The 14380-nt window shown below is 57.2% G+C and carries 8 protein-coding genes; 3 read left to right on the forward strand and 5 right to left on the reverse strand.

Going from position 1 to position 14380, the window contains the following annotated elements; all coding sequences use genetic code 11:
• On the reverse strand, nt 1-1673 hold a 1673-nt coding region (psaB, locus tag IQ241_RS19850; RefSeq protein ID WP_193910573.1), incomplete at its 3' end, for a photosystem I core protein PsaB.
• A 22-nt stretch (nt 1674-1695) separates the two neighbouring features.
• Nucleotides 1696-3966 carry a photosystem I core protein PsaA gene (gene psaA, locus IQ241_RS19855; RefSeq protein ID WP_193910575.1) on the reverse strand — a complete coding sequence of 757 codons (2271 nt, stop codon included), beginning with the start codon at nt 3964-3966 and terminating at the stop codon, nt 1696-1698.
• 581 nt (nt 3967-4547) lie between these two features.
• Here psaA and IQ241_RS19860 point away from each other — a divergent pair.
• Together IQ241_RS19860 and IQ241_RS19865 are read left to right on the forward strand one after the other, a co-directional pair.
• Nucleotides 4548-6386, forward strand: coding sequence for a hypothetical protein (locus IQ241_RS19860; protein ID WP_193910577.1), 1839 nt, complete (start codon nt 4548-4550; stop codon nt 6384-6386).
• Between the two features lie 101 nt (nt 6387-6487).
• On the forward strand, nt 6488-6895 hold the full coding sequence (locus IQ241_RS19865; RefSeq protein ID WP_193910579.1) for a DoxX family protein: 408 nt from the start codon (nt 6488-6490) through the stop codon (nt 6893-6895).
• A gap of 10 nt (nt 6896-6905) precedes the next feature.
• On the opposite strand, the gene IQ241_RS19870 is transcribed toward IQ241_RS19865, so the two are convergent.
• From IQ241_RS19870 to ggpS, 3 genes are all read right to left on the reverse strand, one after another.
• Complete coding sequence (locus IQ241_RS19870) at nt 6906-7886, reverse strand: NAD(P)H-dependent glycerol-3-phosphate dehydrogenase (RefSeq protein ID WP_193910581.1); 981 nt, start codon at nt 7884-7886, stop codon at nt 6906-6908.
• A 35-nt stretch (nt 7887-7921) separates the two neighbouring features.
• The gene (locus tag IQ241_RS19875; protein ID WP_193910583.1) at nt 7922-9625 is read right to left on the reverse strand and encodes a glycerol-3-phosphate dehydrogenase/oxidase; all 1704 of its coding nucleotides are present in this window, start codon (nt 9623-9625) and stop codon (nt 7922-7924) included.
• A 94-nt stretch (nt 9626-9719) separates the two neighbouring features.
• Nucleotides 9720-11222 carry a glucosylglycerol-phosphate synthase gene (ggpS, locus tag IQ241_RS19880; protein ID WP_193910585.1) on the reverse strand — a complete coding sequence of 501 codons (1503 nt, stop codon included), beginning with the start codon at nt 11220-11222 and terminating at the stop codon, nt 9720-9722.
• Nucleotides 11223-11789: 567 nt separating this feature from the next.
• On the opposite strand from ggpS, the gene gghA reads away from it, so the two are divergent.
• Nucleotides 11790-14315, forward strand: a complete 2526-nt coding sequence (gene gghA / locus IQ241_RS19885; protein WP_193910587.1) for a glucosylglycerol hydrolase — start codon at nt 11790-11792, stop codon at nt 14313-14315.
• Nucleotides 14316-14380 lie beyond the last annotated feature (65 nt).

A 14380-nucleotide genomic window follows, 5' to 3' on the forward strand; every position in this document is an offset into this window, starting at 1 on the left:
AAGTCTTTTTTATCCGGCATCAGCTTTGAGCCGCGCGCGTCGAGCGCCCCCTTGACCAGAATCAGGGTGGTGGTGTGCAGCCCCAGCGCGATCGCGTGATGCACCAGGAAGTCGCCCGGCCCAATCGCCAGGAATAGCGAGTTGGTGCCATCGTTAATCGCATCTAGCCAGCCCGGCAGCCAGATACCGCTAGCGGCGGTTGTGGCAATGCTATCGGGGTTGGACAGCAGCGTATCGAAGCCGTACAGTGCCTTACCCGAAGCGGCCTGAATCCACTGGGCAAACACCGGCTCGACCAGGATTTGCTTCTCTGGCGTGCCAAAGGCCACGACCACATCGTTGTGGACATAGAGCCCTAGGGTATGAAAGCCCAGGAACAGCGACACCCAGCTCAGGTGAGAGATAATCGCTTCCTTATGGTCGAGCACCCGGGCCAGCACGTTGTTCTCATTCGCGGCAGGGTCATAGTCACGAATCAGGAAGATCGCCCCGTGGGCAAAGGCCCCCACCATAATGAAGCCAGCGATGTACTGGTGGTGGGTATAGAGCGCCGCCTGGGTCGTGAAGTCCTGCGCCATGAAGGCGTAGGGCGGTAGCGCATACATATGCTGCGCCACCAGGGACGTGACCACGCCTAGACTCGCCAACGCCAGCGCTAGCTGGAAATGCAGCGAGTTATTCAACGTGTCGTACAGCCCCTTATGACCCGCACCCAGCGCACCACCGAAGGGCGTACCCTCAGGCGGACGGTGGGTGGACAGAATCTCCTTGATGCTGTGACCGATACCGAAGTTGGTGCGGTACATGTGGCCAGCGATGATGAAGATCACCGCGATCGCCAGATGGTGATGGGCCATATCCGTCAGCCACAGCGACTGCGTCTGCGGATGAAAGCCGCCCAGAAAGGTCAGAATGGCCGTTCCAGAACCCTGAGCCGTGCCAAAGACATGACCTGCCGTATCAGGATTCTGAGCGTATACGCCCCAATTGCCCGTAAAGAACGGTGCTAGGCCCGCCGGATGCGGCGGCGTCGAGAGAAAGTTGCCCCAGCCGACATGCTGGCCGCGAGACTCGGGAATCGCCACGTGCACCAGGTGCCCCGTCCAGGCCAGCGAGCTGACGCCAAACAGACCGGCCAGGTGGTGGTTGAGCCGAGACTCCGCATTCTTAAACCAAGACAGGCTAGGGCGGAACTTGGGCTGCAAGTGCAGCCAGCCGGCGAACAGGAAGACCGCCGACAGCAGCAGTAGGAACACCGCACCGGTATACAGGTCGTTATTGGTCCGCATGCCGATGGTGTACCACCAGTGATAGACGCCGGAATAGGCGATGTTCACCGGATTGGACGCGCCAGCTTGGGTAAAGGCATCTACCGCAGGCTGACCAAAGTGGGGGTCCCAAATCGCATGGGCGATGGGACGGACATTCAGCGGGTCTTGAATCCACTGCTGAAAGTTACCTTGCCAGGCGACGTGGAACAGGTTGCCGGAGGTCCAGAGGAAGATGATTGCCAGATGGCCGAAGTGAGAAGCAAAGATCTTTTGGTAAAGATTCTCCTCCGTCATGCCGTCATGGCTTTCAAAATCGTGGGCCGTGGCAATCCCATACCAGATCCGACGAGTCGTCGGATCCTGCGCCAGATCCTGGCTAAATTTTGGGAATTTAGTTGCCATTTGTTATGAGTCCTCCGTGCTCCTAACTGACTGCAATTATTCGAGCCAGGAAGAACGCCCACGTAGTGACGATTCCTCCCAGGAGGTAGTGAGCGACGCCCACCGCACGACCCTGAGTAATACTCAGTGCCCGAGGCTGGATAGCCGGTGCCACCTTCAGCTTATTGTGAGCCCAAACGATGGACTCAATCAGCTCTTGCCAGTAGCCGCGGCCACTGAACAGGAACATCAGGCTAAATGCCCACACAAAGTGAGCGCCCAGGAATAGCAGCCCGTAAGCCGACAGCGCCGACCCGTAGGAGTTAATCACCTGAGACGCCTGCGCCCATAGGAAGTCGCGCAGCCAGCCATTGATGTTGATTGCACTGGCGGCAAAGTTGCCACCGGTGATGTGCGAAATCGTGCCGTTCTCCGACACCGTACCCCACACGTCCGACTGCATTTTCCAGCTGAAGTGGAAGATCACAATCGACAGCGCGTTGTACATCCAGAAGAGACCTAGGAACACGTGGTCCCAAGCCGAAACCTGGCAGGTGCCACCGCGTCCCGGCCCATCGCAAGGGAACCGGAAGCCCAGCTCGGCCTTGTCAGGAATCAGTCGCGAATTACGGGCATACAGCACGCCTTTGAGCAGAATCAGCACCGTCACGTGAATCGTGAAGGCGTGAATATGGTGGATCATGAAGTCCGCCGTTCCCAGCTGGATCGGCATCATCGCTACCTTGCCACCGACTGCCACGACGTCGCCGCCAAAGGCATAGCTGGCGGGGGCCAGCGCGTTCGGTGCGGTACCCGCACTGCTGACTGCGACCGTGTGCAGATGCTGCACCCACTGGGCAAAGATCGGCTGGAGCTGAATCGCACTGTCAGAAAACATGTCCTGAGGGCGGCCCAGCGCCTGCATGGTGTCGTTATGAATGTACAGCCCGAAGCTATGGAAGCCTAGGAAAATACAGACCCAGTTCAGGTGGGAGATGATCGCATCGCGCACCCGCAGCACCCGGTCCAACACGTTATTCACATGCTTGGCGGGGTCGTAGTCACGGATTAGCGCGATCGCGCCATGCGCTCCTGCCCCGACCACCAGGAAGCCGCCAATCCACATATGGTGGGTGAACAGCGAAAGCTGGGTGGGATAGTCCGTCGCCAGGTAGGGGTAAGGTGGCATCGCGTACATATGCTGCGCCACGATGATGGTCACCGAGCCTAGCAGGGCCAGATTAATCGCCAGCTGCGCGTGCCACGAGTTAATTAGGAACTCGTACAGCCCTTCGTGCCCTTTACCACCAAACAGCAGCGGGTCGCCTTGATGGTTGTCGAGAATCTGCTTGATGCTGTGACCGATACCCCAGTTAGTGCGGTACATATGGCCCGCCACCAGGAACAGCACCGCCAGGGCCAGGTGATGGTGCGCCGAATCGGTCAGCCACAGCCCACCGGTGACCGGGTTGAGTCCGCCCTTAAAGGTCAGAAAGTCGCTGTAAACGCCCCAGTTCAGCGTGAAGAAGGGCGTCAACCCCTGCGAGAAGCTAGGGAACAGCTCGGCCATAAAGTTCGTATCGAATAAGAACTCGTGGGGCAGCGGAATATCCTGCGGCGCCACGCCCGAATCCAAGAGCTTGTTAATCGGCACCGCGACGTGGATTTGGTGGCCTGCCCAGGACAGACAGCCCAAGCCCAGCAGACCCGCCAGATGGTGGTTCAGCATGGACTCCACGTTTTGGAACCACTCCAGCTTGGGAGCCCGTTTGTGATAGTGGAACCAGCCAGCAAATAGCATCAGTCCCGCCATCACCAACCCGCCTATCGCAGTGGCATAGAGCTGGGTGGAGTTGGTAATCCCCGAAGCCCGCCAGAGCTGGAAGAATCCGGAGGTAATTTGAATTCCCTGGAAACCGCCGCCGACGTCGGCGTTCAGGATCTCTTGACCGACAATCGGCCAAACGACCTGAGCGCTGGGCTTAATGCCCGTCGGGTTAGTCATCCAGGCTTCGTAATTGGAAAACCGAGCGCCATGGAAGTACATGCCACTCAGCCAAATGAATACTACGGCCAGATGGCCGAAGTGAGCGCTGAAGATTTTGCGAGAAATATCTTCTAAGTCACTGGTGTGACTGTCAAAGTCGTGAGCGTCGGCATGGAGGTTCCAAATCCAGGTGGTGGTTTTGGGTCCTCGGGCCAAAGTCCGATCGAAATGTCCCGGTTTCGCCCACTTCTCGAAAGAAGTTGGCACAGGATCTTTGTCAACCGTTACCTTAGCCTTTGCCTCCCGCTCCCGCGGGGTAGTTGTCATGGAGACTCTCCTCTCTAGACAAAGTAGTTAACATCCCTTAACCCGAGCGATTACCCGAATATCAAGCCGAATGATATTCCAACGCTCTAGAAGGCAAAACGCGGTCTAGAGCAGCGATGACATCAGCTCGGCGTAAGGACTGCTTGGGAGCATTATAGACTCGTAACCGGGCCAGCCTTTAAGCAAGTTAACAATACTTCAAGCTGCGAAAATCCCGGTGTAATCAGGCTTGCGCAGTTGTGGAATACACAAGGCAGAGGTTTAACGGAGAAAATGTTAACAAAAGTCAATATTAGCAGCAGGCCAGTAGACGGATGGGCCAATTGCGACCTGAGAATTCTTCCTACTGGGTATTGGTAGATTCATTAGTCCGCCCAGATTGGCATTTTCCTAAGGCTTTTTGGAAATAATTACATAGACTTCTAAACTTATTTTTATACCCCAACAATTTGCTAGGTGATCGTTTAATTGACCGGATGCTCCCATAGCCAGACCTTTTCCGATGCCGGCCCCTGTTTTTTATAGGTGCCCCGGCAATCGGCTATAGTCCTTAATGGATGTGCGTTTGGTCGGCTAAAACTATGGCGAATTATCCAGGCCGCCGAAGCGGGCTGTCTCGGTTTTGGAGTCTGTGTGCCGCTCTGCTCCTCAGCTTTGGCTTACTCAGCTGCCAGCGAGCAGAGTCGGTGAAGCTCATCCGCTACGAGGTCCCGCCTGCCCGCCCGGTGCCGAGTCCTCTCATTGGCCAGATCTCAGAAGTACCGACCCCGACCCCTTTGTCAGCGCTAGGCGGACAATTGGAAGCGGCCCAGCCTCAGGTTAAAATTCTGAGCCCGCAACCGCAGCAGGTGCTAGAGGACACCTCTTTGGAGGTGCGGTTTCAGGTTCGTGGCTTATCTATATATAAGGATGAAGACTGGCAGCTCGGTCCTCATCTCCACGTCATTTTAGACAACCAGCCCTATCGCGCGGTGTACAACCTCGACCAGCCGCTGCTGCTATCAGACCTGTCTCCCGGTACCCATACAATCAGGGTATTTGCCTCGCGACCCTGGCACGAAAGCTTTAAGACTCCAGGGGCCTATGCCCAGACGACCTTTCATATCCTGGCAGAGACTGGAGAAAACAGTCCTGCCGCTGACCAGCCGCTGCTGACCTACAGCCGCCCCAAAGGAAGCTACGGCGCAGAGCCGATCATGCTGGATTTCTACCTGACAGATGCACCGCTGCATATGGTCGCTCAGGAATCGCCCGACGACGATATTCCAGACTGGCAAATTCGCTGCACAGTTAATGGGGAAAGCTTTGTTTTCGATCGTTGGCAGCCGATTTATCTTCAGGGATTTAGGCCCGGGAAAAACTGGGTACAGCTTGAGCTAATCGATCAGCAGGGGAACGCGATCGCAACCCCCTTCAATAACACCGTCCGGCAGATCACCTACGAGCCCGGCGGCGAAGATACCCTATCCAAGCTGGTGCGAGAGGAGCTAACGGCAGCCGAGGTGGGCCGCATTGTCGATCCAGATTACGTCATGCCGGTTGCTGAACCTGCTTCCCCAGAAGCGGAGCCAACTCTACCCAAACCTGTCCCCAAGCCACCCGCCCCACCCGAATCCTCGCCAGTCGTTCCCTTCCCAGCCGTTCCTTTTCAAGAGCTCCCCGAAAAGCTGCGTGAAAAGCTGCCAGCGCAGTCAACAGAGCAGTCCTTAGAGGAGCCGCCTGCCAATCAGGGGAGCAGCCCAGCCGAGCCGTCTCCAGAAAACGGCAGCAATCCGGAAGAACCGGTGGGAACTCCGGTGACCGAACCGGAACCGAGCTCTGCACCTGAGCCTGCAGAACCGGAAGCAGAAAGCGCTGAACCCCCTGAACCCCCTGAACCCCCTGAACCGTCCCTGAAATCGACTGAAAAATTTGCTGAGAAAAAATCTATTGAGGAAAGCCTGCCAGACAAGTCTGGGCAGAGTCCAGCGCCCACGGAACCCGTTCCGATGCCGGAAATGAATCCATCAGCTGAACGCGATCGCGGCGTGATCAATCGGTTTAAGCGACTGCGCGATCGGGTTCAGTCCAACCAGCCCCCCGTCAAAGTCGAGCCGCCGCTGCCCAGCCAGCCCGAGGCTCCGCTGCCAGAGTCAGCTCCCCTAGAGCCTACGCCAGAAGACAGCCTAAAGTTCTCGCCGGCAGCGGAGCCTAATTCCCCTTCCACATCCTCAGATGAAGCCGACCGGCGCGGTGTCAACCAGCGACTGGATGCGCTCCCCGATGTAGAAATGGACGCAGATACCACGACCGAACCTAAAATTGAGCCCCAGCCGATGCTTGAAATTCCTAGCCAGCTTGAGGCTGACGATGCGGCGGAGGTAGAGCTCGATGAGCCCAAAAAACCATCTGATAGATCTGATTTTCAGCTGACGCCCTGACTCAGACTAGGCGCGATTGCGGTGCTGGCCGAAAGAAAGATGTCAGACCCTAATTTTTCGCCTGTAATCAGGACTAGCCCAATTTGTTTTTAAAAATGACTATGACCAACCGCAAAGAAACGCTGCGTGGCGTGCTAGCCGTCTCGATGGTGATCGTTGGCGTTCTGCATTTTTCCGTTCCGACGCCCTTTGTCAAAATCGTTCCAGCGGTCCTGCCCGCACCGCTAGCGCTGGTCTATATCAGCGGGTTTTTTGAAGTGCTGGGCGGGATTGGACTGCTGATCCCCGGCGTCAGTCGAGCGGCGGCCTGGGGGCTAATCCTGCTGTACATCGCCGTTTTCCCTGCCAATATCAACATGGCCGTCAATCAGATCAAGCTAGAGGGCATCCCCGACTCGCCCATTTTGCCCTGGGCTCGGCTGCCGTTGCAGGCCGTGCTGATTGCCTGGGCCTGGTGGTATACTCGCCCGTCAGACAAGGCCAGGCAGGCTTCGATCATTAATGAATAGGGATAGAGGATTACAGCAAATCACAGGATTCTGGCTTTAAGTCTCGCTCCATCAGCCCTTCTAGGGCTTCCCTGGGCGTGATGCTGCCCTTTAGCAGTCGGTGTACCTGACGGGAAATGGGCACCGGGATACCTTCACGGTTGGCAATATCCATCAGCACATAGGCGGTGTTCACGCCCTCAGCCGTACTGCCCAGCTCTGCTAAAATCTGGTCGAGCGCTTTCCCTTGAGAGAGCCCGTAGCCCACGCGATAGTTGCGGCTGAGGGTGCTGTCGCAGGTTGCAAGCATATCACCCAGACCAGACAGGCCGTAGAAGGTTTCAATCTGAGCGCCCATATGCAGGCCCACCCGAATGATTTCGGGCAGGGCTCGCGTCATCAGCGCCGACTTGGCATTGGAGCCGAGGCCCAAACCGTCGCAGACGCCGACCGCGATCGCAACCACATTTTTCAGCGTGCCGCCCAGCTCAGCCCCCAGCGGGTCTGGACTGGTGTACACCCGAAAGCAGTCCGAAGAAAACACCTGCTGTAGGGTTTCAGCGGCAGCGGCATCGGTACTGGCAATCACCGTTGCGGCGGGCAGGCCCTGGGCGATCTCCTTGGACAAATTCGGGCCTGAGAGCACGGCAATCGGGTGCTCTAGGAAAGCTGCCTGGTAAATTTGCGAGGGCGTCCGGGTGGTCGCCGGATCGAGTCCCTTGGTCGCCGTTGCAATAATTGACTGGGACGGAATCGACAGCTCTTTCAGCCGCTCGGCCAGCTCGGCGACGCCCTTCATTGAAATGGCCGACAGAATCACGTCAGCTCCGGCGATGGCCTCCTCCAAACTCAATTCGCCGCGCCGCGACCAGACCCGCACTGAATGCTGGTTGTTCTGCGCTAACTGGGCCAGGGCCGAACCCCAGGCTCCCGACCCCAGGACGGTGAGATTAATCGTCTGGAACACAGGCGGAGAAGCCGACGCTTGCCGGTTTAGGGAAGATGTAACCATAGGAAATTAGCCTCATAAGCGTTAATCGGGCAGTGCTAGCCGACAATGGCGGGCGCTTTTGGCGTTTCTAGCGCATCGGACTGGAGCACATAGTCGGGAATGCAGTTTTCCCGCATGTAGGTGACATAGTTTTGGATGGCGCGATCGCACCTTTCCTCATCCCAGCCGCAGTGGCGCTGAAGGGTTTCCGCAATCGCAGCTAGGGCGTCGTAGCCATAGTTGGCCTGGATCGCCAGAGAAGTCCGGCGGCGGCAGATGTCGATTAGGTTGTAGGCCATTTCTGCTCGGATCGCATAGACAATTTGAGCCTTGATATCCGGCAGATAGCTGACGATGGGCTCAGCCAAATCAGCAGATTCGTCGATCAGGGCTAGCACCTCGACGGCTTTGGCCCCGTATAGGTGAAAGAGGTGGTCCAGGGCCTCGGGCTGGACGCGATCGCCATAGTCGGCAAACGCCTGCGTAATCCGCCGATCGTTGGGCAGGATTGCTCCCGGCAGCGGCTGATGGCGAGTCGGGCTGGGCGGTACAGGCTGCTGCCGCTGCTGGTAAACCCAGTCCACAGCCTCTTCACCCACGCGTCGATGGGTGGTCAGCTTGCCGCCGATCAGCGACACCATGTTTTTCACCCCTTCCGCCGCATGCTCAAACAAAATGTGGTTGCGGCTAATACTGCCCGGCTTTTTCCCTTCGGCGTAGGGCAGGGGCCGGATGCCAGAGTAGGTAAAGCGCACCGACTCGCGGGTGAGTCGGGCTGACGGCAGCACCTGGTTGGTCTCAGCAATCAGATAGTCCACTTCGTCATTGTCGGCCTTGACCGGGTCGAGGTCGCCCTCGTATTTCAGGTCAGTCGTGCCGATCAGGTACATGCCTAGGAAAGGCACGATAAAGAAGGGTCGATTGTCGGCGGCGGCTTCCACATAGAAAGCCGTATCCGGCGCGCCCGGGAACGGATTGACCAGAATATGGCTGCCCTTGGTACCGCCAATCTTGCGCGTCGTGCCGATGGGAGCTGGCGTAGAGCCCTCTACTCCCTGCTGGCACACCCGGTCTACCCAGGGACCCGACGTATTGACAATCATCGTCCGCTCGTGGCTGCCGATAGTAAAGGTCTGGTCGCTGAGGCCATCTTTGCAGGTGAGGCCGATCACGCGATCGCCATGGCGCTGTAGCTCGCTGACTTCGACGTAGTTCAGCGCTACGGCATCGGCAGCCTGGGCCGACAAAATAATTTCCAGACAGAGCCGCTCAGCATATTCAGCCTGGCCGTCATAATACTGTGAGCCGCCCTTGACCCCATTAGGATTGACCGCTCTAAACAGCTGCCGCAGCTTAGCCGGGCGCAGCATTCGATGGTTAGGCAGGCTTTTATCAAAGCTCAGAATGTCATAGAGGATCATCCCCGCCTGAATTTCCCAATAGCTGCGCGAGCTGTAGTCGTAGAGCGGCAGGGTCAGCTGTACCGGGTGGACCAGGTGGGGTGCGGTATTGAGCAGAATTTCGCGCTCCCGCAGCGACTCGCGCACCAGATTGAATTCAAAATACTCTAAATAGCGCAATCCTCCATGGACGAGGCGGGTAGACCAGCTGGTGGTGCCGCCGCCAAAATCCCCCTTTTCGACCAGGATAGTTTTAAGGCCGCGCAGCGCCCCGTCTCGGGCGACAGCCGCGCCGTTGACGCCGCCGCCAATGACGATTAGGTCAAACGCGGTCGAGTCAATGGATGAAAAATCACGCATGGGTCATGGCTCTGAGCAACAGGGAGATCCTAACGAATTAGCCTTCAGCAGTCAGCCATCAGAGATGAGAAACCGGCAGCTGACGGTCGAGAAATCAGGCTAGCATCGCCGCGCTGGTCTCAATTGCGGTTGCCTTCGCTTCTCGGAAAAGGTGATTCGCCCACTGCTGCACGTCGTAGCGGCAAATTGCCTTGTGCAGTCGGGTCATGCGCTCGGTTTGCTCCTCTGGGGACATCGCCAGCGCCGCGTCGATAGACTCATCCATCTTGGTAGAAGAGTAGGGATTGGTCAGGATCGCATCGGGCAGCTCTACCGCCGAGCCTGTGAACTCAGAAAGCACCAGCACCCCGTCTTTGCCCGCGTGGGCGGCGACATATTCCTTAGCGACCAGGTTGAGGCCATCTCGCAGCGGGCAGATCCAGGCGATATCGGCCGCTCGGAAAAAGGCCATCAGCTGCGACTGGGGGATGGGTTCGGTAAACAGCAGTACCGGCGTCCAGTTGAGCTTGGCAAAGCGACCATTGATGGAACCGACCAGCTGCTCGATCTGATGCTGGGCCTGGCGATAGACCCGCATTCCTTGGTTGGCTTTGATTGCCGTCATCATCAGGTTGACCTTGCCGATCAGCTCCGGTCGGCGGTCCAGCAGGCGCTCGTAGCAGAGCAGCATTTCCCGCGCTCCCTTCACATAGTCCACCCGACCGGCTGAAATAATCAGCTTATTATCGCCAATGTCGCGGCGAATCTGTTCAACCTTTTCCGTCACCTCAGGCTGCGCCACGGCTTTGCGAATCTGCTCGGGGTTGGTCCCCACGGGAAAAGCGTCGATGCTAACGATTCGGCCCTGATAGCGCAGCTTAGTGGTCATCTCAGGCTCCGCTAGCGCTGTGCCCACCCGGGTGAACGCGGCCGGAACCGGCATTTTTTCGACAATCTCAATTTCGCGACAGCTGCGGGCTGCCGAGACAAAATTTTCGACATAGCGGGGAATATGGAAACCACAGAGATCGCAGCAGAGCAGGCTGTCAATAATGGCTTCGCGCCAGTGCAGGATATTGAACACATCCGCCGCGGGAAAGGGGGTGTGATGGAAGAAAGCAATTTTTACATTGGGCATCTTCTGCCGAATGTAGTAAGGCGTCAGCCAGAGGTTGTAGTCGTGAATCCAGATCAGGGCGTCGTCGGCCGCGTCTTCGCAGGCCGCCTCAGCGAACAGCCGGTTGATATTTTGAAAATTTTCCCAGTCGGAGCTGTCGTAGGTAAAATGCTCTGGAAACGAGTGCAGAATGGGCCAAAAGGCTTCCTTGGAGGTGATGTGATAGAAATTCTTCACCTGCTCAGCCGTTAGGGGAATGCGGCGAACCACACAGCTATCGCTGCCGCCTTCCATCGTCACCCGTTCTTCAAAGTTGATTTGCTGCTTCGAGGCAATCTGCTTCCAAGCCACCCAGGTACTCTGGTCGGCATTGGCAAAAAAGCTCTTCAGCGTCGGGACAATTCCATTCGGGCTTTTCTTTTCGCGGTAGTAAGTCTTGCCATTTTCCTTGACTTCGTCGTAGGGTTCACGATGATAAAGGATGACTAGAGAAGATTTCATAGGAGCAACCTCGTCCCGTTGAATTAAGCAATGGCTCACGCCGAGCCGACCAAGCGTCATAGAGAAGCGTCGTAGAAATACGAGCTATGCCTGCACCATCCCTTAGGGACAGTCCAGGCAATACGGTTGGTCCCAATTCAGCTCTCAATCTCGCAAGAGACAATGTCATCCTGCGGCTATAGTCAAACGCCCGTTGTGATTCCAAAGGTAACAATATCGTAATAAAACGCCTTTGGCAAATGGGCCAATCTAGCCCAAAGTATTCACTTCCCCTTGCTCAAGGGAGGGTCAAGGGAGACTTAACGGCATCGCAGACCTGATTTGTAGACCGAATCTTGTCGAATAGAGTCAGTGGGTCAGACCCATGCCGGATTAGCAGACGGCGCTTCCAAAAAGGGCTAACTCGCCAATCTGCCTAGCCTCTAAACAAAAGTTAGTATTAGGATATTTCCGGTGATGGCCGCCTGCTTTTGAGGGCGGGATGGTTATTCTAGAAAAAGTTTGTGGCGATTGGCGGCGATCGCAGCGGTGCAAACATAAAGATGTCAGCAGCAATAGGACGTTAGGGTGGTAGCCACAGTTTCTAATTCTAAGCAGGTCAGGTTTGTCGAGGATGAGACCCAGAGCTTAGTGGCCTGGGCAGACAGTATCAATCGCTCTGACGCGACTTATTTCAACAAGGCCCAGAAGCTGGCGCATCGACTAGGGGCCAAATACCGCAGCGATCGCCTGACCGAGATCGGGTTTTGGACGCCGGAGTTTGCCGGTGATATCATCCAGTCCGAGCACCGCCTGGAGCTAGAAATTTTTACCCCGCTTGACCCGCTTGACTTTCGCGCCCCGCAGCAGACCGTCCGATTTCAGCGCGACCTGATTCCAATTACCAAGCAAGGCGAATTTGTCTGGGCGGTGATCTACGGCATGCAGGCCGGTACTCGCCATCAGGCCGGCTGCTTTTACTGGCTGCGCTACGAAGACGCCGACGGCCGGGTGCGGGTGATTCGCGATCCGCTGGCCTACTCGCTGCCCTACGGCGTGTTTGCGCCGGCTGAGCTCTACGACATGCGGCAGCTGCAGCGGCGACGGGCCGACCTCGCCTATTTTCGCCAGACCGGCAGCAGCAGCAGTCTCAGCGATGCGACCCCGCCACGGGTGCCAGCCCCGACTAACATTTTGCAAATCCACGTCAAAACTGCGTCGGCCGAAGGCACGCTCGAAGGGCTGACCCGGATCTATCAGCGCATTTCAGATAAGCTAGCGGCTGGTGAGTCACTGACGCCCGATGAATCCGTCTATGCGGGCTACGATGCGGTGCAGCTCTTACCCGTAGAGCCAACGATCGAGTATCGGCGGGAAGATACCCACGGAGACTATGAGTTTTTTGCGATCGCGCCCTACGACCCAGACCACGACAGCCCCCTCACCGTCACCCTGCGCCAGCCCGATACCCAAAACTGGGGCTATGACGTGCCCATTCTGGGCTCCGGCGCCACCAACCCGGCCGTTTTAGGGAGCCTCCGTCCGGACGAAGTGGTGGACTTTATCGCCACGCTGCACAACTTTTCCCAAGGGCCGATTCAGCTGATCTATGACCTGGTCTACGGCCATGCCGACAACCAGTCCCTGGAGCTGCTCAACCATCAGTATCACAAAGGCCCCAATATGTACGGCCAGGACCTGAATCACCAGTCGCCTCAGGTCAGGGCGATCCTGCTGGAAATGCAGCGCCGCAAAATCAACACCGGGGCCGACGGCGTTCGCGTCGATGGCGGCCAGGACTTTCGCTTTTTTAACCCGCTCAGCGACCGGGTTGAGCAGGATGATGCCTACCTGATGGCGATGAGCGACGTGGTACAGACGATCCAGGGCTGTCGGCGGCTGATGTTTACGATCTTTGAAGACGGTCGGCCCTGGCCCCAGGAAGGTTGGGAAGAGATATCCCGCTACCGGGAGCTGATCGAGCTCAAGCCCAACTCGTTCCAGTGGGGGCCGCTGATTTTTGCCCACAATACGCCAACCCTCAAGGGGTTTTGGGATCGCAAATGGCGGCGGGCCTGCGAGGTCATCTTTCAGGGCAATCGCTGGATTACCGGCTGCGGCAACCACGACACGGTGCGCCGGGGCAACCAGGTGGCGCTAGACCGTGACATCAACTGGAATCTGGGCAAAACCCTCCCCCAGGTGCTGCATACGGCTTACAACAGCCCCGCTACTCAAATCTGGGTGCAGGGCTTTAGCCCCGGCCTGCCGATGGATTTTCTGAATGCCTGCGTGGGGGCGGCCTGGGGCTTCTTTCGCAATACCGACGATCGCTACGGGGTGAAGGTCGTTGCAGAAGAAGTGGGCTTTTTGGACTGGCAGGTAGAGCCCGAGCGATATGCTCGCTCAGAGACTTTTCCGCGGCTGAAGCAGCTTGGGTTTTACGACCTCGAGCAGCTCCGCGCCTTTGCAAAAGCCCTGCAAACAGCGATGGAGGAAACCGATTACGACCTGGATGCGGTAGCGGAAATCTGTCGTCACTGCCTGGGCGCTGACGCCAACGGATATTGCGAAATTCCGGCCCTGGAGGACCTGAATGAGCCCAACCTATCTCACTTTTTAGCGACGCTGGACGTGCCTAAGCTCAAGTCGTTTGCCATGGCCTTTATGGAAGATGGCCATGACCTCTGCAACGTCGCTCGCTATGCCGAAGACATCGACCCCAACCTGAGCTACTTCAATCTGGCGCTGCGCAACTTTCGCCGTCGCCACCCTTGGCTTCAGGAAAATCTGACCGGGCGCGATCGCTTCAATCGAGTCAGTGACGACCGCCGGACCATTTTTTATGGCCTGCGGACCTGTCCCGATCAGGCCAATGCGGCTCGGGTCGCAATGGTCGCCCACATGGGCGGCGAGCCGCTGCCGCTGGACCTGGAAGACTGGCTGCAAATTGACTTTGACCAATGGCAAATCGCGATCGCGACGCCCGATCTGCTGGGGCTAGATCAGGCTCAGGCCCTACGCTCCTTTGTCCTGCACGATGGGCAGGGGATTTTGCTTGAGCCTCGTGGTCCAGTCGCTTTGGCCCAGTCTGAAGCTGGTGAAGGCAGTTAAAAACCCGTATTCGTCCTGCCAACCTGATCCTTCTTTTACAGTATGCGGATGTTCTCAGTGATAAG

The sequence above is a fragment of the Vasconcelosia minhoensis LEGE 07310 genome, assembly GCF_015207255.1.
GTDB classification, from domain to species: domain Bacteria; phylum Cyanobacteriota; class Cyanobacteriia; order Phormidesmidales; family Phormidesmidaceae; genus Vasconcelosia; species Vasconcelosia minhoensis.